General features: G+C 72.7%; 25 protein-coding genes. 8 read left to right on the top strand and 17 right to left on the bottom strand.

Annotated features, from left to right (window positions below; all coding sequences use genetic code 11):
• Positions 1–51: 51 nt before the first annotated feature.
• Both ASC64_RS18325 and ASC64_RS18330 read left to right on the top strand, forming a co-directional pair.
• On the top strand, positions 52–267 hold the full coding sequence (locus ASC64_RS18325) for an amphi-Trp domain-containing protein (RefSeq protein WP_056908975.1): 216 nt from the start codon (positions 52–54) through the stop codon (positions 265–267).
• Positions 268–315: 48 nt separating this feature from the next.
• Entirely contained in the window at positions 316–1,128 is an 813-nt protein-coding gene (locus tag ASC64_RS18330; protein WP_056908976.1) for a DinB family protein, read from the top strand.
• On the opposite strand, the gene ASC64_RS18335 is transcribed toward ASC64_RS18330, so the two are convergent.
• Entirely contained in the window at positions 1,125–1,406 is a 282-nt protein-coding gene (locus tag ASC64_RS18335; protein ID WP_056908977.1) for a hypothetical protein, read from the bottom strand. The genes ASC64_RS18330 and ASC64_RS18335 overlap by 4 nt on opposite strands.
• A gap of 164 nt (positions 1,407–1,570) precedes the next feature.
• Between ASC64_RS18335 and ASC64_RS18340 the strand changes: the two genes are divergently transcribed.
• From ASC64_RS18340 to ASC64_RS18360, 5 genes are all read left to right on the top strand, one after another.
• Complete coding sequence (locus ASC64_RS18340; RefSeq protein WP_056908978.1) at positions 1,571–2,080, top strand: metallophosphoesterase family protein; 510 nt, start codon at positions 1,571–1,573, stop codon at positions 2,078–2,080.
• 203 nt (positions 2,081–2,283) lie between these two features.
• Positions 2,284–4,149, top strand: a complete 1,866-nt coding sequence (locus tag ASC64_RS18345; RefSeq protein ID WP_235563818.1) for an AMP-dependent synthetase/ligase — start codon at positions 2,284–2,286, stop codon at positions 4,147–4,149.
• Positions 4,146–4,979, top strand: a complete 834-nt coding sequence (locus tag ASC64_RS18350; protein WP_056908979.1) for a glycerophosphodiester phosphodiesterase family protein — start codon at positions 4,146–4,148, stop codon at positions 4,977–4,979. The genes ASC64_RS18345 and ASC64_RS18350 overlap by 4 nt, the downstream gene beginning before the upstream one ends.
• 35 nt (positions 4,980–5,014) lie before the next feature.
• Positions 5,015–6,085, top strand: coding sequence for a hypothetical protein (locus ASC64_RS18355; RefSeq protein WP_056908980.1), 1,071 nt, complete (start codon positions 5,015–5,017; stop codon positions 6,083–6,085).
• An 82-nt stretch (positions 6,086–6,167) separates the two neighbouring features.
• A complete protein-coding gene (locus tag ASC64_RS18360) occupies positions 6,168–8,318 on the top strand; it encodes an MMPL family transporter (protein ID WP_056908981.1) in 2,151 nt (716 codons plus the stop codon).
• A 10-nt stretch (positions 8,319–8,328) separates the two neighbouring features.
• Here the strand turns inward: ASC64_RS18360 and map are convergent, their stop codons facing one another.
• Entirely contained in the window at positions 8,329–9,102 is a 774-nt protein-coding gene (gene map / locus ASC64_RS18365; protein WP_056908982.1) for a type I methionyl aminopeptidase, read from the bottom strand.
• Positions 9,099–9,791, bottom strand: coding sequence for a hypothetical protein (locus ASC64_RS18370; RefSeq protein WP_056908983.1), 693 nt, complete (start codon positions 9,789–9,791; stop codon positions 9,099–9,101). Before ASC64_RS18370 ends, map begins: the two co-directional genes overlap by 4 nt.
• Before the next feature lie 24 nt (positions 9,792–9,815).
• Here ASC64_RS18370 and aceB point away from each other — a divergent pair, with 24 nt between their 5' ends.
• On the top strand, positions 9,816–11,405 hold the full coding sequence (gene aceB, locus ASC64_RS18375; RefSeq protein ID WP_056909030.1) for a malate synthase A: 1,590 nt from the start codon (positions 9,816–9,818) through the stop codon (positions 11,403–11,405).
• Here aceB and ASC64_RS18380 read toward each other — a convergent pair.
• The 14 genes from ASC64_RS18380 to ASC64_RS18445 all read right to left on the bottom strand — a co-directional run bounded on the left by ASC64_RS18380 (position 11,362) and on the right by ASC64_RS18445 (position 25,563).
• Positions 11,362–12,735: a guanine deaminase gene (locus tag ASC64_RS18380; RefSeq protein WP_235563819.1), complete on the bottom strand. Its 1,374-nt coding sequence runs from the start codon at positions 12,733–12,735 to the stop codon at positions 11,362–11,364. The genes aceB and ASC64_RS18380 overlap by 44 nt on opposite strands.
• Before the next feature lie 8 nt (positions 12,736–12,743).
• A complete protein-coding gene (xdhC, locus tag ASC64_RS18385; RefSeq protein WP_056908984.1) occupies positions 12,744–13,559 on the bottom strand; it encodes a xanthine dehydrogenase accessory protein XdhC in 816 nt (271 codons plus the stop codon).
• 1 nt (position 13,560) lies between these two features.
• Positions 13,561–15,906: a xanthine dehydrogenase molybdopterin binding subunit gene (locus ASC64_RS18390; RefSeq protein WP_056908985.1), complete on the bottom strand. Its 2,346-nt coding sequence runs from the start codon at positions 15,904–15,906 to the stop codon at positions 13,561–13,563.
• A complete protein-coding gene (locus ASC64_RS18395; protein ID WP_056908986.1) occupies positions 15,903–17,327 on the bottom strand; it encodes a xanthine dehydrogenase small subunit in 1,425 nt (474 codons plus the stop codon). Before ASC64_RS18395 ends, ASC64_RS18390 begins: the two co-directional genes overlap by 4 nt.
• 93 nt (positions 17,328–17,420) lie before the next feature.
• A complete protein-coding gene (locus tag ASC64_RS18400) occupies positions 17,421–18,260 on the bottom strand; it encodes a bifunctional allantoicase/(S)-ureidoglycine aminohydrolase (RefSeq protein ID WP_056908987.1) in 840 nt (279 codons plus the stop codon).
• Complete coding sequence (allB, locus tag ASC64_RS18405; RefSeq protein ID WP_082550622.1) at positions 18,257–19,594, bottom strand: allantoinase AllB; 1,338 nt, start codon at positions 19,592–19,594, stop codon at positions 18,257–18,259. The genes ASC64_RS18400 and allB overlap by 4 nt, the downstream gene beginning before the upstream one ends.
• 2 nt (positions 19,595–19,596) lie before the next feature.
• Positions 19,597–19,917, bottom strand: a complete 321-nt coding sequence (gene uraH / locus ASC64_RS18410) for a hydroxyisourate hydrolase (protein ID WP_056908989.1) — start codon at positions 19,915–19,917, stop codon at positions 19,597–19,599.
• Entirely contained in the window at positions 19,917–20,426 is a 510-nt protein-coding gene (uraD, locus tag ASC64_RS18415; protein ID WP_056908990.1) for a 2-oxo-4-hydroxy-4-carboxy-5-ureidoimidazoline decarboxylase, read from the bottom strand. The genes uraH and uraD overlap by 1 nt, the downstream gene beginning before the upstream one ends.
• Positions 20,423–21,283, bottom strand: a complete 861-nt coding sequence (pucL, locus tag ASC64_RS18420) for a factor-independent urate hydroxylase (protein ID WP_056908991.1) — start codon at positions 21,281–21,283, stop codon at positions 20,423–20,425. Before pucL ends, uraD begins: the two co-directional genes overlap by 4 nt.
• 4 nt (positions 21,284–21,287) lie before the next feature.
• A complete protein-coding gene (locus ASC64_RS18425; RefSeq protein WP_056908992.1) occupies positions 21,288–22,553 on the bottom strand; it encodes a DUF6986 family protein in 1,266 nt (421 codons plus the stop codon).
• 40 nt (positions 22,554–22,593) lie between these two features.
• The gene (locus ASC64_RS18430) at positions 22,594–22,911 is read right to left on the bottom strand and encodes a hypothetical protein (RefSeq protein ID WP_056908993.1); all 318 of its coding nucleotides are present in this window, start codon (positions 22,909–22,911) and stop codon (positions 22,594–22,596) included.
• A gap of 26 nt (positions 22,912–22,937) precedes the next feature.
• Entirely contained in the window at positions 22,938–24,653 is a 1,716-nt protein-coding gene (locus ASC64_RS18435) for a sodium:solute symporter family protein (RefSeq protein WP_056908994.1), read from the bottom strand.
• Positions 24,654–24,743: 90 nt separating this feature from the next.
• On the bottom strand, positions 24,744–25,127 hold the full coding sequence (locus ASC64_RS18440; RefSeq protein WP_056908995.1) for a VOC family protein: 384 nt from the start codon (positions 25,125–25,127) through the stop codon (positions 24,744–24,746).
• Between the two features lie 4 nt (positions 25,128–25,131).
• Positions 25,132–25,563: an NUDIX domain-containing protein gene (locus ASC64_RS18445; protein ID WP_162245823.1), complete on the bottom strand. Its 432-nt coding sequence runs from the start codon at positions 25,561–25,563 to the stop codon at positions 25,132–25,134.
• Positions 25,564–25,889 lie beyond the last annotated feature (326 nt).

The raw sequence follows: 25,889 nt of genomic DNA on the forward strand, positions 1-25,889 counted from the left end.
TAGGTTCGAGGGACAACCACCACCGCGACCCACCCCGAACCGGGAGACCCGATGGACCTCTTCGAGATGGACGAGACCCGCACCATGACGCGCGAGGAGGCGGCCGCCCGGCTGCGTGCCCTCGCCGACTCGCTGGCCAAGCACAACTCGATCGAGTTCGTGCGTGACGGCGGCCGGATCACCGTCGCAGTACCCGACGAGGTCGCCCTCAAGGTCGAGGTGGAGCTCGGCGAGTCGAACGAGGTCGAGATCGAGCTCACCTGGTGAGCGCGTAGCGGTCGCCGATCGTCCGCAACCGTCCCTACGGTGGGGTCCATGACGGACTTCACCGAGCAGGACCTGAGCGGCTCGACGTTCCGACGGGTGGACCTCTCGCGCGCAGAGCTCCGCGAGGTGCGACTCACCGGCGCCACCATCCACGACGCCGACCTCAGCGGCCTGCGGGTGCGCGCCGCCTGGCTCGACGGCGTGCGGATGACCGGCGTGGAGGTCCCCGACCTCGAGATCCACGGCGAGCTCGGCCGGCTCGTGGTCAACGGCGTCGACGTCGTGCCGCTGGTCGAGGCCGAGCTCGGCCGTCGCCACCCCGAGCGTGCGCTCATGCGGCCGAGCGACGCCGACGGCTTCCGCACGGCATTCGAGGCCATCGACCGCCTCTGGGAGCCCACCCTCGCGCGCGCTCGCACGCTGCCGGCCGACGCACTGCACGAGCAGGTCGACGGCGAGTGGTCGTTCATCGAGACCTTGCGTCACCTCGGCTTCGCCCACGCCTGCTGGGTCTCCGGGGTCGTGCTCGCCGACCCGTCCCCGTGGCACCCGCTGGACCTGCCCTGGGACGAGGCGCCGACCTTCGACGGCGTCCCGTGGGACCGCGACGTACGCCCCACCCTCGACGAGGTGCTCGATCTGCGGGCGCAGCGGCGGGCCACCGTCGCCGCCGTGCTCGCGGACCTCGACGACGAGGGCCTCGCGCGCCCGGTCACGAGCGCCACCCCGTTCATGACGGAGGCGCAGTCGCTGACCGTCGCCGACTGCCTGAAAGTGGTCCTCAACGAGGAGTGGGAGCACCGGCTCTACGCCGAGCGCGACCTGGCCGCATTGAGCGGCCGGCAGGGCCAGGAGGCCTAGAGCGGCGTGTCCTCGGGGACCACCCGCACCACGCTCCACGTGCCGGCCTCGCGGGCGACGACGACCTTCACACCGTCGAGACGGCCGAGCGAGGCGCGCACCTCGTCGACCTCGAGCCGCGTGTCGACGGCGATGTCGGCGTCGCGCACCGGCACGGTCCGGTCTGGCCACTCCGCCGAGGGCACCTGCAACGGGTCGAAGTCGGTCTGGGCCGCCGCCCACAGCTGGAGGGACGACTCGGCGACGATGTCGTCGGTCGTGTTCTCGTCAGTGGCCATGCCCCAGAACCTACGCGGTCGACCCGGACGCCGCCCCGCGGAGCACCAGGAAGGCAGTTCGCGCCCTGCGCGGCCAGCAGCACGCGGGGGCCGGGATGGTCGGCACGCGAACTGCCTGCACCGTGTCCGTCGGATGGCACGGGCCGGTCCGGTTGACTGGACCGATGCCGACCCGACTCCTCCTGCTGGCCGACACCCACCTCCCCAAGCGGGCCATGGACCTGCCGGCCGAGGTGTGGGCGGCCGTCGAGGAAGCCGACGTGGTCATCCACGCCGGCGACTGGGTCGACATACGCCTCCTCGACGAGCTCGAGGCACGGTCGCAGCGTCTGGTCGGGGTCCACGGCAACAACGACCACGGCGTGCTGCGCGAGCGGCTCCCCGAGGTTGCGCGGGTCGAGCTCGACGGCGTGAGGATCGGCGTCGTGCACGAGACCGGTCAGGCGAAGGGGCGCGAGGAGCGGATGGCACAGGCCTTCCCCGACCTCGACGTGCTGGTGTTCGGGCACAGCCACATCCCGTGGGACACCACCGCGGAGTCCGGCCTCCGGCTGCTCAACCCGGGCTCACCCACCGACCGCCGGCGGCAGCCGCACTGCACCTACCTGACCGCGACGACGTACGACGGCGCGCTGCACGACGTCACCCTGCACCGCCTCCCGGCCAGGGGGTAGGTGTCACGCGGCCGGACCTCGGAGCCGCACACGGAGCACTTCGCGTAGTCGCTGTACACGTCCCCGACCCCTAGCCAGTCCGGCGTGCTGCACGAGTGGTCCATCCGGGGCGCGGCGGACCTAGCCATCCGCAGGAGTCGCCGCCATGATGTGACCCCCGCCACATGGCCCGAGACATGTGCGAGACAGGCAGGAGCCACCAGATGGCCGACGAGATGGCGTACGAGATCCCCGCCGAGGTCGCGGCAGCGCGCGAGGAGTACGAGGCGCGCATCCTCGGCCTGCACATGCCGGCCACCGTGCGCCAGGCCGCGGGCAGGTTCGGCGACGAGCCCGCGTTCTCCGACCGGTTCGACGTGCCCGAGGGCGAGACGTGGTCCACGATCACCTGGGCCGAGACGTGGGAGCTCACCCAGCAGGTCGCGGCGGCGCTGATGGACCTCGGCGTGGAGAAGGGCGACCCCGTGGCCCTGATGGCCTCGAACCGGACGGCGCACACGCTCGCCGACTACGGGGCGATGACCGCGGCCGCCGTGCCGATGTCGATCTACAACACCCTCGCCCAGGACCAGGTCGCCTTCATCGCCGGCGAGTCCCAGCCGGTCGTGGTCATCCTCGAGGACCACGACCGCTACCAGCGCTGGGAGAGCGCGCTGGCCGAGGTCGACTCGATCCGCCACGTCGTGATGTTCGCCGACGCCGACCGCGTCGACGACCCGCGCGTGATGACCTGGGAGGACTTCCTCGCCCGTGGCGCCGACACGTCCGGTGTCGAGGGGCGGATGGACCAGATCACCCCCGACCTGCCGGCCACCTACCTCTACACCTCGGGCACGACCGGCAACCCCAAGGGCGTCGTGCTCACCCACCACAACGTCATGTACGAGGCCGTCTCCACGCTCGACGCGGCCGGCCTCCGCGGCCAGCAGCGCACGATCAGCTACCTGCCGCTCGCGCACATCGCCGAGCGGGTGCTGGCGACGTACGGACCCCCGTTCCTGGGCAACCACGTGCACGCGATCCCCGACCCGGCCGGGCTGCTCGGCGCCCTCGGCGAGGTCCACCCGACGGCGTTCTTCGGCGTCCCGCGGGTGTGGGAGAAGATCAAGACCGGGATCTCGGCCAAGCTCGCCGAGGACCCGGACCCCGCCAACCAGAAGCTCGTCCACGACGCGATGGCCGCCGGCCTGGCCTGGACCCAGGCCCACGAGTACGGCAACGAGATGACGCCGGAGGTCGAGGAGGCCTACCAACAGGCGGACACCGCGATCCTGGGCTTCCTGCGGCTGCTGCTCGGCCTCGACCAGGTGAGGTGGGCGGCCAGCGCGGCGGCCCCGATGCCGCTGGAGGTCGCCCGCTTCATGGGCGGCCTCGGCCTGCACGTCTACGACGTCTACGGCATGACCGAGACGACCGGCGCCTTCACCTCCAACGGCCCCGGCCACTTCAAGCTCGGCACCGTCGGGCGGCCCAACCCTGGGATCGAGGTGCGCCTCGCCGAGGACAACGAGATCCTGTGCCGCGGCCCCGTCAACACCCCCGGCTACCACCGCCAGGAGTCCGCGACCCGTGCCCTGATCGACGACGACGGCTGGATCCACACCGGCGACATCGGCACCGTCGACGACGACGGCTTCTACTCGGTCGTGGACCGCAAGAAGGAGCTGATCATCACCTCGGCGGGCAAGAACATCGCGCCGTCCAACATCGAGAACTACCTCAAGGAGTCCCCGATCGTCGGTCACGCCATGGCGATCGGCGACAACCAGCCCTACGTCGTCGCGATCCTCACCCTCGACGGCGAGATCGCGCCGCTGGTGGCCGCCAAGATGGGCATCGAGTTCACCGACCTGGCCGACCTGTCCCAGAAGCCCCAGATCCGGGCCATGGCGCAGGCGGCGGTCGACGCCGCCAACGAGCGGCTCTCCCGCCCCGAGCAGGTCAAGGCGTGGGAGCTGCTGCCGGCCGAGTGGACCGCCGAGTCCGAGGAGCTCACCCCGACCCTCAAGCTCAAGCGGCGGGTGGTCAACGCCAAGTACTCGGACGTGGTCGACAGACTCTACGGGTGAGGCTCTTCGACCTGCAGGCGCACCGCGGCGGCGCCGGGCTCTGGCCCGAGAACACCCTGGAGGCCTTCGGCCGCGCCCTCGCGCTGGGCGTCTCGACGCTGGAGCTCGACGTGCACCTCACGGCCGAGGACGACGTCGTGGTCGCCCACGACCCGGCCCTGGCCGACGCGCGGCGGATCCGGCAGCTCACCCGTGCCGACCTGCCGCCGTCGATGCCGCTGCTGCGCCAGGTCGCCGCGCTGCTCGAGGAGCGCGACGCCGACACGGTGCGGATCAACCTCGAGATCAAGTACGACGCCCTCGACGCCGCGGGGCTGACCACGCGCGAGGCGTTCGTCGCGAAGGTCGTCGAGGCGCTGCGGATCGACGGGCTCGTCGGGCGCACCAGCATCCAGTGCTTCGACTGGGGCGTGCTGACCCGCGTCGGTGATGCGGAGCCGGCTCTCGCCCGCAACCTCCTCGTCTCGCCGAAGTACCTCAAGGCACGCGCCGACGCCCCGTCGCCCTGGTTCGACGGGATCGCGGTCGACGCCGACTTCGTCCGGACGGCCGCGGCGGAGGGGTTCACGGCGATCTCCCCGATCCACGGCTCGCCGTTCCTGGCCGGCGTGGACGACCCGGCCTACGTCCCTTTCGCCTCCGCCGACCTGGTCGGGCGCGCCCACGCGGTCGGGCTGGCGGTCATCCCCTACGTCGTGGACGACGAGGCGACGCAGCGCCACCTGGTGCGGCTCGGCGTGGACGGGCTGATCACCAACCGGCCGGACCGGCTGCGCGAGGTGCTCGCCGCCGAGGGCCTCGAGGTGCCGGCGGCGTCTCCCGGCGGCTGACGCAACCAACCCCGGACGCGAGACGTCTCCCCATCATGAAGACCCTCTCCCGGACCACGGTCCTGGCCGCGGCCACGCTCGCGGTCGCCGCCCTCGTCCCGTCCGCGCCGGCCGTGACCGCACAGGCGGGCACGGATGCCCGCGCGAAGGCACCGCGCACCGTGCTCGACGTGCGCCACCTGTCGCAGGGCGCGCCACCGGCGATCGCCTGGACCGAGCGCCGCTCGGGCCGGACGGTCATCCACGGCGCCGAGGGCACCACGACACCCGTGCCCAACAACGTCGTCGCCCTCGCGCCGATGGGGTCGGGCTTCGTCGTGCAGACGGCGCTCCACCGTCCGGCGACGGTGCGCTGGGTCGCCGCCGACGGCACGCCGGGCCGACGCGAGTGGCGCACCGGCTACGGCCTCGCCGTCTCGCCGCTCGGCGAGGTGGTCGCCTTCGCGGGCCGCGCCGGCAAGGTGTGGACGATCGACCAGGAGGGCGACCGGGTGTTCCGCTTCAACCCCGCCCCCGTCACGGGCACCGCCCACGCCGTCGCCGTCTCAGGCGAGAACTGCAAGGAGGGCGAGGGGGACCCGGGCACGGGCTGCTCGATCGTCGTGAACGGGCCGCACCGCGCGTTCTACACGTCCTCGCACGGCATCGTCGACCGCGTCCCGCACGTCCGGCTGGCCACCACCGGTCGCGGTCGCTGGCTCGGCGGCATCACCTCGCTGAGCGACTTCGGGGCGTGCAGCGTGATGATGCGCAGCTCGCGGGTGAAGTGGCGCACCTGCGACAACCAGCTGTCCGACATCGCGCCCGACAACGGACACGTCCTCGGCACGCCGGCGTACGCCGACGGGTTCGGCCCCAAGGTCCTGGGCGTCCTCGCGACGGCCGACGGCTCGGTGACCCGCACCTTCACCTACGCCCGCAACGGGCACTCGGCGACGTACTTCGACGAGGTGTGGGAGGACGCGGAGCACGTGCTCGTGGTGACCTTCCAGGACGGCGAGTGGGCCGTGGTCCGGCTCGGCGTGGACGGCTCCATGGAGTACGCCGTCGCGCCCCGCACCGCCTCGATGGACGCCCCGTCGCCGTTCCGGCTGCAGACCCGCTGAGCGTGCGACCGGGGAGCTCCCGGTCTAGACCTCAGGGTTTTTACCGATGCACGATGTCGGACCGTGCTGTTCGACTGGGCGCATGCATCGACAGATCGCCGGTTCGCTCACCGGCCGTGTGACCAAGTGGATCGTCCTCGGGGCGGTGCTGGTCCTGACCGGCTTCATGGCGGTCTTCTCGGCCAAGCTCACCTCGGTCCAGAACAACGAGGCGTCGTCGTGGCTGCCCGAGTCGGCCGAGTCGACCCAGGTGCTCGAGGAGCTGTCCGAGACCGTCGACCCCAACGACATCCCCACCCTCGTGGTCTACCACCGCGACGGCGGGCTGACCGACGCCGACCTCGCCGCGATGGAGGAGGACGGCCCCGAGATCGCCGCGCTCGACGGCGTCACCGACGAGGGCGTGCTGACCCCGGCCGCCGCCGAGGCCGCCAAGGCGCAGGGCGCACCCGTGCCGACGCTGGTCTCCGAGGACGGCGACGTCGCCTACCTCTACTTCGTGCTCAACTTCGGCACCAACGGGTGGAACGACATCCCCGACGCCGCCGCGGAGATCCGGGACATCTCCACGCTCGACGGCGGCGAGGTCCACCTCGCCGGCTACGGCGGCCAGGCGGCCGACTCCGCGGAGGCCTTCGAGGGCATCGACACCAACCTGATCTTCGCCACCCTCGCCGTGGTGATCGTGATCCTGCTCTTCACCTATCGCAGCCCCATCCTGTGGCTGCTGCCGATCCTGTGCGCGGTGTCGGCCAACTTCATCGCCACCGGCCTGGTCTACCTGTTGGCGAAGTACGCCGACCTCACCGTCAACGGCCAGAGCCAGGCCATCCTGAGCATCCTCGTCATCGGCGCAGGAACGGACTACGCCCTCCTGCTCGTCGCCCGCTACCGGGAAGAGCTCCGTCGCCACGAGGACCGCCACGAGGCGATGGCGTTCGCCCTGCACCGGGCGGCGCCCGCGATCTTCGCCAGCGCCGCGACCGTCGCGGTCGGCATGCTGTGCCTGTCGTTCGCCGACCTCAACTCCACCGCCGGCCTCGGCCCGGTCCTCGCCATCGGCGTCGCGGTGACGATGCTGGTGATGATCACCCTGCTGCCGGCCCTGCTGGTGATCTGCGGACGCTGGGTCTTCTGGCCCAAGCGCCCGACCTACCGCAGCGCCGAGCCGACCGCCAACGGCCTGTGGGCGCGCGTCGGGCGCGCGATCAGCCACCGCCCGCGCCGGGTCTGGCTGACGACGACCGGCCTGCTGCTGCTCGCCTGCCTGGGCCTGTTCCGGCTCGACGCGTCCGGCCTGTCGACCGAGGACACCTACACGAAGGAGTTCGACTCCATCAAGGGCCAGAAGCTGCTCACCGAGCACGACCTGGCCGACAACTCCAACACCATCCAGGTGGTCACCAACCCCGACCAGGCGCAGGCTGTCGCCGCGTCGCTCCAGGGCATCGACGGGCTCGGCACGCCGGGCGAGGCCCAGCCGATCAGCGACGACCGGGTCTGGTTCGAGGCGACCGTCAACGCCGACATCTCCTCCACGAAGGCCGCCGACATCGTCGAGGCCAGCCGCGAGGCGGTCCACGAGGTGTCGGGGGCCGACGCCGTGGTCGGCGGCGGTGCCGCGTTCTACCTCGACACCAAGATCGCGTCCGAGCGTGACAGCAAGGTGATCATGCCGCTCGTGCTCGGCGTGGTGCTGCTGATCCTGATCGGCCTGCTCCGTGCGGTGCTCGCACCCTTGATCCTCATCGCCACCGTGGTGCTGTCCTTTGGCGCCGCGCTCGGCATCTCGGCGCTGCTCTTCGAGTACGTCTTCGGCTTCGCCGGGTCCGATCCGGGATTCCCGTTGTTCGCCTTCGTGTTCCTCGTGGCGCTGGGCATCGACTACAACATCTTCCTGATGACCCGGGTCCGGGAGGAGACCGCGACCTACGGCACCCGCAAGGGCTCGCTGATCGGCCTGGCCTCCACCGGTGGCGTGATCACCTCGGCCGGCATCGTGCTGGCCGCGACGTTCCTGGTGCTGGGCTCGCTGCCGCTGGTGTTCCTGGCCGAGCTCGGCGTGGCCGTGGCGCTCGGCGTCATGCTCGACACCCTGGTCGTCCGGTCGGTGCTGGTCACCGCCCTCAACCTCGACCTCGGCGGAAAGATCTGGTGGCCGAGCAAGCTCGACTCGGCCGACACCCCGCTCACCGAGGCGGAGGCGGAGGCCCCGCTGGAGACCGTGCACTGACCCGCGGGGGTCAGGCGGTCGGCAGCGTCAGCACCTCCGCGCCGTCCTCGGTGATGGCGATGGTGTGCTCGCTGTGGGCCGTCCGACAGCCGGTGGCGCTGCGCAGCGTCCATCCGTCCTCGTCGGTGACGAGCTCGGCGGTGTCGGCCATGATCCACGGCTCGAGCGCGAGCAGGAGGCCCGGTCGGAGCTGGTAGCCCCGGCCGGGTCGCCCGTCGTTGGAGACGTGCGGGTCCTGGTGCATCGTCGTCCCGATGCCGTGGCCGCCGAACTGCATGTTGATCGGGTAGCCGGCCTCGTGGAGCACCGTGCCGATGGCGTGCGAGAGGTCGCCGATCCGCGCACCGGGGCGGGCTGCGGCGATGCCCGCGGCCAGGGCGCGCTGGGTCACCTCGATCAGCTCGACCGACTCCGCGGGGCGGCTCTCGCCGACGATGAAGCTGATCGCGGAGTCCGCGGCGATGCCGTCGAGGCGGACGGCGAGGTCGAGGGTGAGCAGGTCGCCGTCGGCGAGCCGCTGGTCGTGCGGGCGGCCGTGCAGGACGGCGTCGTTGACCGCCGTGCAGACGTAGTGGCCGAACGGGCCGCGCCCGAAGGACGGGGCGTAGTCGACGTAGCAGGACTCCGCGCCGGCGGCCGCGATCATCTCGGCGGTCCAGCGGTCGAGGTCGAGCAGGTTGGTGCCGACCTGGCTGCGGCTGCGCAGCGTCTGGAGGATGTCGGCCACGAGCGCACCCGTGCGGCGGGCCCGGTCGACCTGGACTGGAGTGAGGATCTCGATCATCGCAGGCCCCACCGTACGCAGCGCTTCGCCGTCGTGCCCGCGCAGAGGTCGTCGAGCGTGATCGCGCCGTCCGCGACGAGCACCGAGGTGAGGGTGTCGAGGGTGACCTCGACGTCGTCGTAGAGCCACGTCCGGACACCGTCGACGTCCTCGCCGCCCTCGGGCACGGTGTCGGCCAGGAAGGCGACGGCGACGTCGGCCGCCTGCTCGGTCATCGCCCGGGTGGGCACGTAGGTCATCGACTGCTCCTCGCCCATCAGCACCTCACGGGCGGCCTCGACGTCCGAGCCGCGCTGGACGGGGACCGCCCCGCCGGACAGGCCCACGAAGCGGTCCGAGCCCGGGACCAGATCCCCGAGGGAGACCACGGGGAGGTCGGCGGAGACCACCGACGCCAGGGCGTCCCCGTCGACCGGGACGACCACCAGCGCGCCGACGGCTGCGGCCTCGGCCTGGCGGGCCTGGCTCTTCTGCGTCTCGACGTCGCCCTCGGCGTCGTACACGGTCACGCGGCACTCGTCGCACGTCGCCTCGACCCGGTCGGTGAACGCCTGCACGTCGACCGAGCGGGAGGCGCTGTCGGAGCGGTCCGCGACGAGCAGCGCGATGGTCGGATCGTCCTCGGCGCACGACGTCAGCAGGGGTGCGAGGAGGGCGAGCGCGACGGGGAGGAAGCGGGCGCGTGACATCGCCTCGAGGCTATCGTGACCGGCATGTCCGGCCTCGTCGTCGCAGCCCCGTCCGTGCCGCGCTCCGAGGAGGTCCTCACACCCGACGCGCTCGCCTTCGTGGCCGACCTCGACGCCCGCTTCCACGACCGCCGCGACGAGCTGCTGGCGGCCCGGCGCACCCGTCGCGAGCAGGTCGCGCGCACCGGCACCCTCGACTTCCTGCCCGAGACCGCCGACGTGCGCGCCCGTGACTGGACGGTCGCGTCGGTGCCCGCCGACCTGCGCGACCGCCGCGTGGAGATCACCGGTCCCACCGAGCCCAAGATGGCGATCAACGCCCTCAACTCCGGCGCCCGGGTGTGGTTGGCCGACCTCGAGGACGCCAACACCCCGCACTGGCGCAACGTCGTGGGCGGCCAGCTCACGCTCCACGACGCCGTGGGCGGGCAGCTCACCTTCACCTCCCCCGACGGCAAGGCGTACGCCGTGGCCGACCCGGCGTCCGCCCCGGTCGTCCTGCCCCGACCGCGGGGCTGGCACTTCGACGAGGCCCACCTCACGCGGGACGGGCGTCCGGTCGTCGCCGCCCTGGTCGACTTCGGCCTGCACTTCTTCCACAACGCGCGGGCGCTCCTCGAGCGCGGCAGCGGGCCCTACTACTACCTGCCCAAGACGGAGTCGCACCTCGAGGCGCGGCTGTGGGACGAGGTGTTCACCCACGCCGAGGCGACCCTCGGGGTCCCCCACGGGTCGGTGCGCGCGACCGTGCTGATCGAGACGATCACCGCCGCCTTCGAGATGGACGAGATCCTCTTCGAGCTCCGCGACCACGTCGCCGGGCTCAACGCGGGTCGCTGGGACTACCTGTTCAGCATCATCAAGAACTTCCGCGACGCGGGCGGGGCCTTCACGCTGCCCGACCGCAACGCGGTGACGATGGCCGCGCCGATGATGCAGGCCTACAGCGACCTGCTGGTGCGGACCTGCCACCGCCGCGGGGCGTTCGCCATCGGCGGGATGGCGGCGTTCATCCCGAGCCGGCGTGACCCCGAGGTCAACGAGCGCGCCTTCGCCAAGGTCCGCGAGGACAAGACCCGCGAGGCCCGCGCCGGCTTCGACGGTTCGTGGGTGGCCCACCCCGACCTCGTGCCGCTGTGTGCCGAGGTGTTCGACGACGTGCTGGGTGGCCGGGACAACCAGCTCGACGTCACGCGCGACGACGTCGCGGTGGGCGCCGAGGACCTCCTCGCCGTGTCCGCCACCCCCGGCGAGCGCACCGAGGCAGGACTGCGCGCCAACGTGCGCATCGCCATGCTCTACCTCCACGCCTGGCTGTCGGGCAACGGTGCCGCCGCGATCGACCACCTCATGGAGGACGCCGCCACCGCGGAGATCTCCCGCTCCCAGGTGTGGCAGTGGGTCTACAACGGTGCCCGGCTCGACACCGGCGAGGTGGTCACCCGCGGGCTCGTCGAGCGCATCGTCGCCGAGGAGCACGCCGCGCTCCGCGAGGCCGGCACTGACCTGGACGAGGAAGCCAGGCGGCTGTTCGTCGACTGCGCGCTCGACGAGGACTTCCCCGACTTCCTCACCCTGCGGGCGTACGACGTCCTGCTGGCGCGCGGGGAGTGACCGGCCGCACGAACCCGCCCGACGCGATCTGCTCGCCGCCGACCCACACGTCGGCGACGTCGGCGTCGGAGGCGAGCGCGAAGACCTTGCCCAGCGCGGCCTCGGGGGTCTCGGCGTGCCGGAGCCCGATGTCGAGCGCGGTGCCGGGCGGTGGGCGGAGCAGGAGGGCGTCGAACTGCTTGCCCTCGGACAGGTCGCCGACGGTGTCCCCCAGGCCCAACGCTGCCGCACCCGCCGCGGTGGCCAGGTGGAGCAGGTGCCCTGCGCCGAGCGGCATCCCCTGGTCCCCCATCAGGTGCTGGAGGAAGTAGGCCTGCAGGCCCTCCTTGAAGATCGAGAACCCGGTGCCCGCACCGACGTCGCTGCCCAGCGCGACCCGCACCCCGGCCGCGAGGTGGCGCGTGAGCGGGAACATCCCGGACCCGAGCGCGGCGTTGCTCGTCGGGCAGTAGGCGACCGCCGTCCCGCGCGCGGCCATCACGGCGAGCTCGGGGTCGGTGGGGTGCACGTTGTGGGCCAGCACGGCGAACGACCCCAGCAGCGCGTGGTGGTCGTAGGTGTCGACGTAGTGCGCGCGGTCGGGGAACTGGCCCGCGACCGTGGCGACCTCGGCGTTGTTCTCGTTGACGTGGGAGGTGAAGCAGGCACCGTCCACGGAGTCGAGCACCGCCCGGCAGGCGGCCAGGACCGGGTCGGAGGCCGACAGCGAGAAGCGAGGCGTCACGGCGTAGCGCAGCCGCTCGCGACCGTGCCAGCGCGAAGCCAGCGCGAGCGCCTCGTCGTAGGCCCGCTGCGGCGTGGTGAGGAGCGGGTCGGGCAGCATCCGGTCACTCACCACGAGGCCGCTGGTCATCCGCAGGCCGTAGCGCTCCGCCTCGGCGAGCAGCGCGTCGACCGCAGGAGCGAAGTGGGATCCGAAGACCAGCGACGTGGTCGTCCCGGCCGAGACCAGGCCGGCGACGAACTCGCCGGCGATCGTGGCGGCGTACGACGGTGAGGCGAGGTGTTGCTCCTCGGGCAGCGCGCAGCGGTCGAGCCACTCGAGCAGCGGCATGCCGAGCGCGCCGATCACCCGGACCTGGGGGAAGTGGACGTGCGTGTCCACCAGCCCCGGCAGGAGCAGTCCCGCGCGCAGGTCGATCACGGCCGCGTCGCGATGGGCGGCCGCCACCGCGGCGAACGGGCCGCGGGCCCGGATGACGCCGTCGTCGGAGACCAGCAGGCCGAGGTCGTCGTCGTGACGGAAGCCGGGACCGGCGGTCGCCGGGTCGAAGGGGTCGTCGGGGGTGTCGAAGGCGCGGGCCCGGTAGAGCACCCGGGTGCCGCTCACCGGGGTGGTCAAGGGCCGGTCCGGACGCGGTCGGCGGCGAACAGGCCGACCAGCTCGGCGGCGACGGACACCGCGATCGCCGCGGGCTCCTTGGCGGGCAGCCCGGCCAGCCCGATCGGGCAGCGGATGCGGCCGACGGTCGCGTCGTCGTGCCCCTCGACCGTGAGTCCGGTGCGGAAGCGCGCCCACTTGGCGGCCGACCCGATGAGCCCGATCGAGCCCAGGTGGGCACACCGCAGCGCCGCGTCGCAGAGGGCGAAGTCCTCGGCGTGGTCGTGCGTCATCACCAGGACGTGGGTGCCGGGGGGCACGGAGCCGAGCGCGAGCTCGGGGACGGGTGCGTGGTGGACCCGAACGCGCGCCTCCCCGGCCCGGACGGGAGCCAGACGCTCCGTGCCCAGCTGGTCGGCCCGTGAGTCGACGAGGTGCAGGTCGAGGTCGTGGCCGGCCAGGATGCGGGCCAGCTCGAGCCCGACGTGCCCGACCCCGAAGACGGCGACGGCGGGGACGACGGGCAGCGGCTCGAGCATGAGGGTCACCTCGCCGCCGCAGCACTGGCGGCCGTGGTCGGTGCGGGCCCGGTCGGTCAGGCCGAGGGTGAGCTGCTCGGGCTCGACGACGCCGGTCGTGAGCATCGCGCGCGCCCGCTCGACCGCGGTCTCCTCGAGGTTGCCGCCACCCACGCTCCCCCACGACCGTCCGTGCGCGACCACCATCTTGGCGCCGGCGTCGCGGGGTGCGTGACCGCGGACGTCGGCGACGGTGACGAGCACGCCGGCCTGCCGCTCGTCGCGGAGCGCCTGGACCGCCGCCAGCCAGTGCACGTCAGGACCTCCCCGCGGTGTTGTCGACCTGCTCGGACTCCGGGTGCAGGCGTGGCGCCGACGGGTCGGGCGGATCGGGCACCCGGCCCGGCAGGCCATCGAGGACGTGGTCGGCTGCCGCCCGGCGCGATCGCTCCACCGCCCAGAACACCGCCTCGGGGGTGGCCGGCGAGGCGAGCTCGACGCTCACCCGGGCCGGCCCGAACGCCGCGGCCGCCTCACGCAGGGCCTCCCGGACCGAGAACGCGAGCATCAGCGGCGGCTCGCCGACCGCCTTGGAGCCGTGGACCACGCCGTCCTCGTGGGCGTGCTCGAGCAGCGCGACGTTGAGCTCGTCGGGCAGCTCGCCCACGCTGGGGAGCTTGTAGGTGCTGGCCGACTGCGTCGTCAGTCGACCGCGGCCGGCGCCATCGGACTCGTCCCACCGCAGGTCCTCGAGGGTCAGCCAGCCCATCCCCTGCACGAAGCCGCCCTCGATCTGGCCGACGTCGACCAGGGGGGACAGGCTGTCGCCGACGTCGTGGACGATGTCGACGCGACGGGTCCGGTGGGAGCCGGTGAAGCCGTCGACCTCGACCTCCGCCGCCGCGGCACCGTAGGCGAAGTACTTGAACGGGTGGCCCTGCATCGCGGTGGAGTCCCAGTGGATGCCCTCGGTCCGGTAGAAGCCGGCGGCCCAGAGCTGGACCCGGCCGAAGTAGGCCTCCCGCACCAGCTCGTCCCAGGGCAGGCCGCGCCCGGCATCGACCTCGCGCAGCCGGGCCAGGACCTGCTCGCAGGCGTCCTTGACCGCGCCGCCGTTGAGGTCGGTGCTGGAGCTGGCGGCGGTGGCGGAGGTGTTGGGCACCTTGTCGGTGCGGGTGGGCGCGAGCCGGACCCGCTCGAGCGGGACGCCGAGGCTGGTCGCGGCGACCTGGAGCATCTTGGTGTGCAGGCCCTGGCCCATCTCGGTGCCGCCGTGGTTGATGAGCACCGAGCCGTCCTTGTAGACGTGCACCAGCGCACCGGCCTGGTTGAACGCGGTGAAGTTGAAGGAGATCCCGAACTTCAGCGGCGTCACCGCCAGGGCGCGCTTGACGTGGCGGTGCGCGGCGTTGAAGGCCGCGATCTCCTGACGCCGGCGCTCGACCTCGCCGTCGGCCAGCACCTGCTCCCACACGGCGACGAGACGTTCGGGATGGCGTACGACCTGGCCGTAGGGCGTGGCCTGGCCCTCGACGTAGAAGTTGCGGGCCCGCAGGTCGCCCGGGTCGATCCCCAGCAGCGGGGCGCAGCGGCCCAGGACGTCCTCGATCACGAGCATCCCCTGGGGTCCGCCGAAGCCACGGAAGGCCGTCTGCGACGTCTTGTGCGTGCGCGCCACCCGACCGTGCAGGCGCACGTGCGGGATCCAGTAGGCGTTGTCGACGTGGCACAGGGCGCGCGCGAGCACCGGCTCGCTGAGGTCGAGGCTCCACCCGCCGTCGGAGGTCAGCGTCGCCTCCAGCGCCGTCAACCGGCCGGCGTCGTCGAAGCCGACCCGCCACTGGGCGTGGAAGCCGTGCCGCTTGCCGGTCATCGTCATGTCCTGGGTGCGGGTGAGGCGCAGTCGCACCGGCCGTCCGGTGAGTGTCGCGCCGAGGGCTGCGACCGCCGCGAAGCCGTGCGGCTGCATCTCCTTGCCGCCGAAGCCGCCGCCCATGCGCAGGCACTGCACGGTGACGTGGTGGCTGTGCAGGCCCAGCACGTGCGCCACGATCTCCTGGGTCTCGGTGGGGTGCTGGGTGCTGCTCTGCACGAACACCTGGCCCGCCTCGTCGACCAGCGCGAGGGCGGCATGGGTCTCGAGGTAGAAGTGCTCCTGCCCCGCCATCTCGGTGACCCCGCTGAACACGTGGGTCGCCTCGGCCAGGCCCTGCTCGACGTCGCCGCGCTCGATGACGGGCCGACCGCCCTGGAAGCTCTCGGCGTCGATCGCCTCGGCGAGGGACACGATGGCGGGCAGCGGCTCGTAGTCGACCCGCACCGCGGTCGCGCCGAGGCAGGCGGCCTCGAGCGTCTCCCCCAGCACCCAGCACACCGCGTGGCCGACGAACATCACGATCTCGGGGAACAGCGGCTCGTCCTGCTTGACGCCCGCGTCGTTGACGCCCGGCACGTCGTCGGCCGTCAGGACCCGGACGACGCCCTCGACCGCCAGCGCCGGGGTGACGTCGAGCCCGGTGACCCGGGCGTGGGCGTGTGGCGAGCAGACGGGGTGGGCGTGCAGCACGCGCGGGGTCCGGTGGACCAGGTCGTCGGTGTAGAGCGCGTGTCCGGTGACGTGGAGGTCCGCGCTCTCGTGGGGCAGCGGCTGGCCGACGCTCATCGCGCCACCTCCTCCCACCACGCGCGCAGCGCGTTGCCGAGCATCGCCGAGCGATAGGCCGCGCTCGCCCGCTGGTCGTCGATCGGGGTGCCCTCGGCGGCCAGCACCGTCGCGGCCGCCGCGACGGTCTCCGCGCTCCACGCCCGGCCCTCGAGGACCGCCTCGGTCCGCCGCGCGCGCAGGGGTGTGGCCGCGACGCCGCCGAGGCCGATCCGGGCCCGGACCACCGTGCCGTCAACGACATCGACGGCGGCTGCGACGGCCACGCTGGAGATGTCGTCGTAGCGCCGCTTGGCGACCTTGCGGAACGTCGTCAGCCCGGCGAGCGGCCTCGGCACCCGGACGCTCCGGACGAGCTCGCCGGGACGGAGGACGGTCGTGCGGTAGCCGGTGAAGAACTCCGCCAGCGGCACCTCGCGGTCGCCGTCGGCGGAGGCGAGCACGAGGCGCGCCTCGAGCGCCAGCAGGGTCGGGGCCAGGTCGCCGATCGGCGACGCCGTGGCCAGGTTGCCGCCGACGGTGGCGCTGTTGCGGATCAGCCGCGACGCGAACTGCGGCCAGACCTGCGCGAGCAGCGGCACCGCGTCGCCGAGGCCGCGCTCGACCTCGCTCAGCGTGAGCGCCGCGCCGATCTCCACGGCCCCGCCGGGCCCGTCGGTCGACAGTGCCCGCAGCTCGGGCACCCGGTCGACCGCGACGACGTACGACGCCCGGCGGCCGCGCAGGTTGGCCTCCACGCCCCAGTCGGTGGAGCCGGCAACGACCGTGGCGTCGGAGTGCTCGGCGAGCAGGGACAGCGCCTCGGCGAGGTCGGCCGGCCGCGCGAAGCCGTCGAGCCGGGTCGCGACGGGTGCCGGCGCGGGGGCCGACTGCCGTTCGGCGAGGGGGTCGCCGGGTGCGGGCTCCCCCAGCGCCCACGCGGCGTCGCGGATCGGGCGGTAGCCGGTGCAGCGGCAGAGGTTGCCGCCGATCGCGTGGAGGTCGAAGCCGTTGGGGCCGTGCTCGGGGTCGGGGCCGGCGGCCGGACCCGCAGGGGCCGCGCGGTCGGTCCGGTAGTACTCGGCGGCCATCGAGCACACGAAGCCGGGCGTGCAGTAGCCGCACTGCGAGCCGCCCCGCACCGCGAGCTCGGCCTGCACCGGGTGCAGGTGTCCGGGGCTGCCGAGCCCCTCGGCGGTGACGACCTCCTGGCCGTCGAGCGCGGCCGCGGGCACCAGGCAGGCGTTGACCGGCGTCCACCGGGTGCCGGCGCCGTCGGGCCGGGCGAGGAGCACCGCGCAGGCGCCGCACTCCCCCTCGGCGCAGCCCTCCTTGGCCCCGGTCAGGCCGAGGCCGCGCAGGAGGTCGAGCGCGTTGGTGTGGACGGGCACCCCGGCGAGCGGGCGCGGCTGACCATTGACGGTGATCTGCGCTTCGGACACGGCACTCCCCTCCGTGCATGGTTCAGGGAGTCATGGGCCGCCGGTTGTCCATGCAGAACGACGACCTGTCAGTGCCATCGTACGTGACGCGGGTCACAATGCCGAGGAATTGAGGCGCAGCCGCGGGTGGCGGTTGACGTCCTTGTAGAGCAGGTAGCGGAACCGGCCGGGGCCGCCGGCGTAGCAGGCCTGCGGGCAGAAGGCGCGCAGCCACATGAAGTCGCCGGCCTGCACCTCGACCCAGTCCTTGTTGAGGAGGTAGACCGCCTTGCCCTCCAGGACGTAGAGCCCGTGCTCCATCACGTGGGTCTCCGGGAACGGGATCGCCCCGCCCGGCTCGAAGGTGACGATGTTGACGTGCATGTCGTGGCGTACGTCGAGCGGGTCGACGAAGCGCTGCGTGCCCCAGGCACCGTCGGTGCCGGGCATCGGCTCGATCGCCACGTCGTCCTCGTGCACCACGAACGCCTCCGGCACGTCGACGCCGTCGACCCGCTCGTAGGCCTTGCGGATCCAGTGGAACGTCGCCGGCTCGTCGGCGTCGTTGCGCAGCGACCAGGCGGTGCCGGGCGGGACGAAGGCGTAGCCACCCGGGCCGACCCGGTGCTCCACGCTCCCCAGCGTCAGGGATGCCGTGCCGCCGACGACGAGCAGGACGGCCTCCGCCTCGGGGTCGTCGTCCGGCCGCTCGGACCCGCCGCCGGGCGCGACCTCGACGACGTACCAGGAGAAGGTCTCGGCGAAGCCGGACAGCGGACGGGCGATCACCCACAGCCGGGTGTCGTCCCAGTGCGGCAGCCGGCTGGTGACGATGTCGCGCATGGTGCCGCGCGGGAGCACGGCGTAAGCCTCGGTGAAGACCGCGCGGCCCGACTCCCCGGTGGTCAGGTCGGTCTGCCCCGGCAGGCCTCCGGTCGGCACCCAGTAGCTCATGCACGTACCCCTTCCCTGCTCAGCAGGCGGCCGCGCGGGTCGGCGGCCAGGTCGATCGGTGCGCCACGCAGCCAGGTCCCGCGCACGGTGCCGGCGAGCGTACGCCCGGCGTAGGGCGAGACCGGGTTCTTGTGGTGCAGCCGTGCGACGTCGACGGTCCACGGCTCGTCGGGGGCGAAGACGCAGAAGTCGGCCTCGGCGCCGACCGCGAGGTCGCCCTTGCCGACCAGCCCGACCCGGCGGGCCGGCGCGGTCGACATCCAGCGCACCACGTCGGTCAGCGGCACCCCGCGCTCGCGCGCCGCGGTCCACACGGCGGGCAGCCCGAGCTGGAGGGAGGCGATGCCACCCCACGCCTCCGCGAAGTCGCCGGAGTCCCGGCGCTTGAGGTCCTCGGTGCACGGCGAGTGGTCGCTGACCACCAGGTCGATGTCGCCCGCGGCGAGCGCTGCCCAGAGCGCGTCGCGGTTGCTGGAGTCGCGGATCGGCGGGCAGCACTTGAGCTCGGTCGCGCCGTCGGGGATCGAGCCCGCGTCGAAGACGAGGTAGTGCGGGCAGGTCTCCACGCTCACGTCGACCCCGCCGGCGCGGGCCTCGCGCAGGGCCGGGACGGCACCGGACGCGCTGAGGTGGACGACGTGGGCCCGTCCGCCGGTGGCGCGGGCCGTGGCGACGACGAGGTCGATGGCCTGCTCCTCCGCCGCATCGGGGCGGCTCGCGAGGAACGTGGCGTACGCCGCCCCGTGGGCGCAGTCGCCGACCACGTCGCCGTCCTCGGCGTGCACGATCATCAGCGCGCCGAGCCGCGCGGTCTCCGCCATCGCCTCGGTGAAGTCGGTCGGCGCCAGGTGGGGGAACTCCTCGACACCCGAGTCGAGCAGGAAGCACTTGAAGCCGAAGACGCCGGCCTCGTGGAGCTCGGCGAGGTCAGCGGTGTTCCCCGGGACCGCGCCGCCCCAGAAGCCGACGTCGACGAACACCTGGCCCCGTGCCACGGCGCGCTTCTCCTCGAGGGCGGCAACCGTCGTGGTGGGCGGGATGCTGTTGAGCGGCATGTCCACGATCGTGGTGACGCCGCCCGCGGCCGCGGCCCGGGTGGCGCTGGCGAAGCCCTCCCACTCGGTGCGGCCGGGCTCGTTGACGTGCACGTGGGTGTCGACCATTCCGGGCAGCAGCACCTCGTCGGCTGCGAGCTCGACGACGTCGGCCTCCCCCGCCGGGTCGTCGTACGCCCCGAGGGCGACGACGATGCCGTCGCGGACACGCACGGAGCAGGCGACCTCGGAGTCGCCGACGACCGCGCGGGGGGCGCGGAGCAGGAGGTCGGCGGCCACGCTCAGCTGCCCCGGTAGGTGGAGTAGCCGAACGGGCTCAGCAGCAGGGGGACGTGGTAGTGCTCGTCGTCACCGACGGCGAAGGTGACCACGACCTCGGGGTAGAAGGCCGTGGTCCCCTGGGCGGCGAACCACGCGCCGGTGTCGAAGCGCAGGACGTGGTCCTCGGCGACCAGGTCGGCGGCGAGGTCGCCGATCCGCCCGTCGGCGTCGGTGAGCCCCTCGGCGAGGATGCTGCCGTCGGCCGACTCGAGGGTGATCCGCAGGCCCGCGGCCGGGCGTCCGCTCGCGGTGTCGAGGACGTGGGTGCTCAACGACGCCATCAGGACAACGCCTCCTTCATCCGCAGCACGGCGATCTGGGCCAGCTGGTCGATCGTCGCGGCCCGCTCGAGCTCGTCGGAGTTGTCGAGCCGGTGCCGCAGGTGGTCGAGGATCTCCGGCCCACTGCGCCCGGCCGCGCGGACGATGAAGACGCGGCCGAAGCGCTCCTCGTAGGCACGGTTGCCCTCCGCGAGCGCGCGTACGACGTCGGCGTCGCCGCGGTCGACCCCCGCCTGCTCGCGCGTCGAGTGCTCGGCGTCGTGCTGCGCCGCGTCGGCGCGCTCGCCGATGCGGGGGTGCCGGGCCAGCGCCTGCTCGAGCTCGTCGTCGGTGATCACGGCCGCGGCGGCGACCATCGCGTCCTCGAGCTCGCCGACGTCGACGTAGGGCCGGGCGAGCGTGACGGCCTCGGCCCACCGCGGTGCGTCGAGGCAGACCAGCAGTCGGGCCCGCGCGTCGTCGGCGGGCAGCTCGTTGAACGCCGCCAGGGCGGACTCCGTGCCGCTCATCGGGCCTCGTCGTCGCGCAGGACCGTCGCCTCGATCAGGCCGTAGGGCCGGTCCGCGGCGATGAACACCTCGCCCGGGTTGTCCAGCCCGAAGGGTTGCAGGTCGACGAGGAAGTGGTGCTTGTTGGGCGCCGTCATGCTGACCGAGGTGACCTCGTCGTGGGCCTCGAGGACGGCGCGGCCCATCGCGTAGAGGGTCTCCTGGAGGGCGTGGCTGTAGGTCGTCGCGAACGTGGAGAGCAGGAGCGCCCGCACGGCGTCGTGGGTCGCGTTCCAGTCGATGTCCGCGCCGTGGCGGTAGCGCCACTCGGCGCGGAGGGCGGTGGCGAGGATCCGGTCGTCGGCGTCGGGGAGCGTCGTGTAGTCGTCGCGCAGGAACCCCTTGAACTCCGAGCCTGTCGACTTCAGGACGACGAGGTCCTCGACGCCGGCGGCGACCTCGGTGCGCTCGCGCGTCACGTCGACCCGGGCGGTGCGGACCTCGCCACCACGACGGACGAAGGCGTGGTCGTGGCCCTGCCCGTCGACCTCGATGCGGTCCCAGGCGTGCTCCTGCACCTGCACGAGCGCGCCCTCCGCGGCGGGCGTGGCCTCGAGCAGCCGGGCGCCGAGGGCGATCGCGTAGTCCTCGGGGGAGCTGATGCCGTGCTTCTTCGCGTAGGCGAAGGCGGTGTTCTTCTGGGTGTCGGTGGGCAGCACGTGCGACTGGTCGCCGTGGGTGTGCGCCGACGCGAAGTCGCCGCGCAGCGACGTCGACACGGTGAGGTCGCGGATCTCGTGGCGCGGTGTGTCGCGCACGATCCGGACCACGCGCGTCTCCGCCTTGCCGTACTGGTTCGGCCCCAGGACGATCCCCATCGGCTCAGCCTGCCTCTCCCCCGGCGCGGTGCGCCAGTGTCGCCAGGGCCCGCGTGTCGAGCCCGGTCGCCTCGTCGACCTCCGCCGCCGTCAGCGCCCCGCAGTCGAGCCCGCGCAGCAGGAAGTCGGCGAGAGCCCGCGCCGTCGCGGGCTCGTCGAGGACGCCGGACTCCCGGCGCCCGACGTAGGTGTGCAGCCGCTGGGCGGCGGCCGTCCAGCCGTCGCGGTAGAAGCCGAAGGTGGCTGCGAAGCGCGTCGGCAGCTGGGCCGGGTGCAGGTCCCAGCCCTGGTAGTAGCCGCGCTCGAGCGAGCGGCGTACCAGCCGGAGGTGGTTGGCCCAGGCGGCCCGCACCTCGTCGGCCCCGCCGACCGGCAGCACGTTGGTGGACCCGTCGGAGAGGCGTACGCCGGTGCCCGCGGCAGCGGCCTGCATGACGGCCTTCGCGTGGTCGGCGACGGGGTGCTCGAGGCTCTGCTGGGCAGCGGCGACGCCGCAGTAGGCGCTGTAGTCGTAGGTGCCGTAGTGCAGGCCGGTGCACCTGCCGTCCGAGGCGTGCACCATCCGCGCGACGAGCGCGGTGCCGTCGGGGCCGAGGATCGACTGCGGGGTCTCCACCTGGATCTCGAACGCGAGCGCCCGGTCGCCCAGGCCCAGTGCGGCCTCGAGCCGCTCGGCGGCGTGGACGAGTGCCTCGACCTGCTCCACCGCGGTCACCTTCGGCAGCGTCACCACGAAGCCGGTCGGCAGCCCTCGGCCCCGGGCCAGGCGCTCGAGGAAGAGGGTGAGGGTGCGCACCCCGCGGCGCCGGGTCGGCGCCTCGAGGCTCTTGAAGCGGATGCCGGTGCCGGGCGGCGCGGTGCCGTCGTCCAGGGCGGTGCGCAGCTCCCCGGCCGCGCGTACGACGTCGCGGTCCTCCTCGTCGTCGGGCCGGGTGCCGTAGCCGTCCTCGAGGTCGATGCGCAGGTCCTCGACGGGCTCCGCGGCGAGCTTCGCCCGGACCCGGTCGAGCAGGCCGCGGTCGCCGCCGAGCAGGTCGAGCAGCACCGGCTCGTGCTCCGCGACAGCGGCGAGCGCGGCGTCTGCGTGCTCTTGCACGAGGCTGGCGTGGAAGCGGTCGGCCGGGACGTAGACGGTGTGCACCGGCTGGCGGCCGGGTCGCGCGCCCGGGTAGTGGCGGGCCAGGTCGGCGTCGGCGCCCGCCAGGCGCTCGTCGAGCTCAGCGGTGATCCCACCGATGAGGTCGGCGAGGCCCGACGAGCGGCTGTCCATGCAGGGACACTAGACCGCCAGAGGGTGGTGGTGCGTCAGGTCAGTGGGTGGGCGGCCGCTTGCGCTGCGGCGCCGGACGCGTCGGGTCGTCGTCCGGCCGGTCGATGTCGGCGGGCACGACGATCGGCTTGAGGCGCGCCCAGCCGAGGAAGAACGCCGCGACGGCGATGAGGGCGATGCCGGTCCAGAGGTTGGCGTTGACGTCGCCGGTCTTGTCGAGCTCCTTGTCGCCGAACAGGCCGGCCAGCGTCAGGATCACGCCGTAGACGCCCATCAGCGCGCCGATGATGTTGCGGATGTCGAAGGCGCCTGCCTTGTGGGGCTTGCGGCTGGTGTCGGTCGTGTCGGTGTCGGACATGGTGGCTCCCCTTCCTTGTCTCGGGCTCAGAAGGCGATGTTGAGGACGATGACCATCGCGAGTGCGATGCCGGCGAGCGGGACCGTGCGGCGGTACCACGGCATGGAGGCCTCCTCCGGGTCCGTGCGGTCCTCGCGCGGCGTCTCGGAGTAGACGAGTCCGCGGAGCTCGGAGGCAGGCTTCGGCTCGGTCACGAGCGAGACGACCACGCTGAGGACGATGTCGACGACGAAGGCGGTGGACGCGGCGAGGAACGCGGCTCCCTGACCGGGCAGGTCGATCACCCCGGCCGCGGCGAGGCGGTCGATCGCGATGGCCGACAGCGTGCCGGCGACCAGGCCGACCCAGCCGGCGGTCGGGGTCATCCGCTTCCAGAACATGCCGAGGATGAAGGTGGCGAACAGCGGCGCGTTGAAGAACCCGAACAGCGTCTGGAGGTAGTTCATGACGTTGTCGTAGCCCATCGCGATCTGGGCGGTGAAGATCGCGATGACGGTCGCCGCGACGGTCGCGAGGCGGCCGATGCGCAGGTAGTAGTCGTCGGTGTGGTCCTTGCGGATGTAGCGCTGCCACAGGTCGTAGGAGAAGACGGTGTTGAAGGCGGAGATGTTGGCCGCCATGCCGGCCATGAAGGCGGCGAGCAGGCCGGCGATCGCCAGGCCGAGCAGGCCGTTGGGCAGCACGTCGCGCATCAGCAGGAGGAGCGCGTCGTTGTAGGCCACCCCGTCGCCGGAGGCACCGCCCGCGGGGCTGCCGCCGTTCTTGAGGTCGATCATCTCCTGCACGAGGACCGCCGAGATCATGCCGGGGATGATCACGATGAACGGCACGAACATCTTCGGGAAGGCGCCGATCACCGGCGTCTTGCGGGCCGACGAGATGGAGTCCGAGGCCATCGCGCGCTGCACCTCGACGAAGTTCGTCGTCCAGTAGCCGAAGGAGAGCACGAACCCGAGGCCGAAGACGATGCCGATCACCGAGAGGAGCGGCGAGTCGAAGCCCGACAGCGCCTGGCCCGGCCAGGACTCGAGCTGCTGCGCGGCCGGGGCCACGGCGGCGTCGGCCGGAGCCTTGTCGGCGGCCGCGGTGATCTTGTCGGTGAGCCCGTCCCAGCCACCGACGCGGTGCAGTCCGATCAGCGTCAGCGGCAGCAGCGAGGCGACGATGACGAAGAACTGGAGGACCTCGTTGTAGATCGCCGCGCTGAGGCCGCCGAGCGTGATGTAGGACAGCACGATCAGGCCGGCGACGACGAGGGCGACCCAGATCGGCCAGCCCAGCAGGGCGTGCACGATGCCGGCGAGCAGCGCGAGGTTGACGCCGGCGATGAGCAGCTGGGCGACGGCGAAGCTGATCGCGTTCACCAGGTGGGCGCCGGTGCCGAACCGCTTGAACATGAACTCGGGGACCGAGCGGACCTTGGAGCCGTAGTAGAACGGCATCATCACGACGCCGAGGAACAGCATCGCCGGCACGGCACCGACCCAGAAGTAGTGCACCGTCGGCAGGCCGATCTCGGCACCGTTGGCGGACATGCCCATGATCTCGACGGCGCCGAGGTTGGCGGAGATGAACGCCAGGCCCGTCACCCACGCCGGGAGCGAACGCCCCGAGAGGAAGAAGTCGATCGAGTCCGAGACCGACCGGCGCGCCATCACGCCGATGCCGAGGACGAAGCCGAAGTAGATCGCGACGAGCAGGTAGTCCAGCCAGGATGCGTCGATCAGGGTGTCGGACGACACGCGTACCTCCCGAGGGTGGGGGCGGGATTCAGTTGGGCCACCCGACAACCTAGACCCGCCGACCGCTGCGCGCGACCACCCCTCCGGGCGTCACTCGCCGACGACCACCTCGACCTCGACCCCCTCGGAGCTCTCGAGGTAGAGCGCGACGTGCCCGTCCCCTCCGGCATGCGGGTAGCGGTCGGCGTACAGCTCGTGCCAGCCGTGCTCCGTCGACTCCGCGCGCATCCGGTCGAGCCCCTCGCGCGTCGTCACGACCATCGCGAGGTGGTTGATGCCGGGCAGCAGCCGGTCGTGCGCGCCGTGCTGGTCCGGCGAGTGCTCCATGAAGAGGTACGTCCCGTCGTCGTGCACCCACGACACCGTGCCGGCCTCGCGCTGCCAGCCGCACCACCCCAACAACCACCCCCACTCCCCCTCGGCCCTCTCGACGTCGTCGACCCACAGGTCGAGGTGGTGGATCGCTCGAGACATGCCGTCACCGTAGCCGCGCCCGCGCGGCTCCAGCCGCGCCGAGCGGGAACAGCGGCAGCGGCTCGGCCGCGTCATCGAAGGGCCGCCACACCACGGGTACGACGTTCCCGTCCGCCTCGGTCAACGTCGCACCCTCGCGCGCGGGCTCAGGATCGAGCCGGCCCGTGTAGACGAAGACGACCTCGTGCCCCAGCTCGCCGTCCAGCCGGTAGATGTTCTCGATCGTGCTCACGAGCACCAGGTCCTCGACCGAGGCCCCGAGCTCCTCACGCACCTCCCGGACGATGCACTCCCGGTGCGTCTCCCCGAGCTCGACGTTCCCGCCGATCAGCCGATGGAAGCCGTGGGGGTTCTCGGCCGTCGGCGGCAGGACGCTCACGGCATGCGTCCGCCCCTCAGCGTCCGGCGCCACCAGCATCGCCTTCACTCGTATCACCCCAGCCATCCTCCGACCCTCCCAGATCCACCGCCCCGCCGCTGGCGCGAGGCCCGCGTTGCTCGAGGAGGGACGCAGTCCCGTCACGAGACCCCCCATCCCATCCCCCTCGGTGGTCGAGGTGCGAGCGCCAGCGAGCCTCGAGACCACGCCTGCCCCCTGTCAACCCTCGGTGGTTGAGGTGCGAGCGCCAGCGAGCCTCGAAMCCACGCCGGCCCCACGCTTGCCCTCGCTGGTTGAGGTGCGAGCGCCAGCGAGCCTCGAAACCACGCCCGCCCCCTGTCAACCCCGGTGGTTGAGGTGCGAGCGCCAGCGAGCCTCGAACC

Origin of the sequence: Nocardioides sp. Root122, from assembly GCF_001425025.1 — a bacterium.
Lineage (GTDB): Bacteria > Actinomycetota > Actinomycetes > Propionibacteriales > Nocardioidaceae > Nocardioides.

Excerpts from the sequence above, each read along its gene's own strand:
- ASC64_RS18330 (WP_056908976.1), top strand. The coding sequence starts at position 316 with ATGACGGACTTCACCGAGCAGGACCTGAGCGGCTCGACGTTCCGACGG.
- ASC64_RS18390 (WP_056908985.1), bottom strand. The coding sequence starts at position 15,906 with ATGAGCGTCGGCCAGCCGCTGCCCCACGAGAGCGCGGACCTCCACGTC.
- ASC64_RS18430 (WP_056908993.1), bottom strand. The coding sequence starts at position 22,911 with ATGTCCGACACCGACACGACCGACACCAGCCGCAAGCCCCACAAGGCA.
- pucL (WP_056908991.1), bottom strand. The coding sequence starts at position 21,283 with ATGGGGATCGTCCTGGGGCCGAACCAGTACGGCAAGGCGGAGACGCGC.
- uraH (WP_056908989.1), bottom strand. The coding sequence starts at position 19,917 with ATGGCGTCGTTGAGCACCCACGTCCTCGACACCGCGAGCGGACGCCCG.
- aceB (WP_056909030.1), top strand. The coding sequence starts at position 9,816 with ATGTCCGGCCTCGTCGTCGCAGCCCCGTCCGTGCCGCGCTCCGAGGAG.
- ASC64_RS18340 (WP_056908978.1), top strand. The coding sequence starts at position 1,571 with ATGCCGACCCGACTCCTCCTGCTGGCCGACACCCACCTCCCCAAGCGG.
- uraD (WP_056908990.1), bottom strand. The coding sequence starts at position 20,426 with ATGAGCGGCACGGAGTCCGCCCTGGCGGCGTTCAACGAGCTGCCCGCC.
- ASC64_RS18440 (WP_056908995.1), bottom strand. The coding sequence starts at position 25,127 with ATGTCTCGAGCGATCCACCACCTCGACCTGTGGGTCGACGACGTCGAG.
- ASC64_RS18370 (WP_056908983.1), bottom strand. The coding sequence starts at position 9,791 with ATGTCACGCGCCCGCTTCCTCCCCGTCGCGCTCGCCCTCCTCGCACCC.
- ASC64_RS18355 (WP_056908980.1), top strand. The coding sequence starts at position 5,015 with ATGAAGACCCTCTCCCGGACCACGGTCCTGGCCGCGGCCACGCTCGCG.
- ASC64_RS18400 (WP_056908987.1), bottom strand. The coding sequence starts at position 18,260 with ATGAGCTACTGGGTGCCGACCGGAGGCCTGCCGGGGCAGACCGACCTG.
- ASC64_RS18335 (WP_056908977.1), bottom strand. The coding sequence starts at position 1,406 with ATGGCCACTGACGAGAACACGACCGACGACATCGTCGCCGAGTCGTCC.
- ASC64_RS18425 (WP_056908992.1), bottom strand. The coding sequence starts at position 22,553 with ATGGACAGCCGCTCGTCGGGCCTCGCCGACCTCATCGGTGGGATCACC.
- ASC64_RS18325 (WP_056908975.1), top strand. The coding sequence starts at position 52 with ATGGACCTCTTCGAGATGGACGAGACCCGCACCATGACGCGCGAGGAG.
- map (WP_056908982.1), bottom strand. The coding sequence starts at position 9,102 with ATGATCGAGATCCTCACTCCAGTCCAGGTCGACCGGGCCCGCCGCACG.
- ASC64_RS18345 (WP_235563818.1), top strand. The coding sequence starts at position 2,284 with ATGGCCGACGAGATGGCGTACGAGATCCCCGCCGAGGTCGCGGCAGCG.
- ASC64_RS18360 (WP_056908981.1), top strand. The coding sequence starts at position 6,168 with ATGCATCGACAGATCGCCGGTTCGCTCACCGGCCGTGTGACCAAGTGG.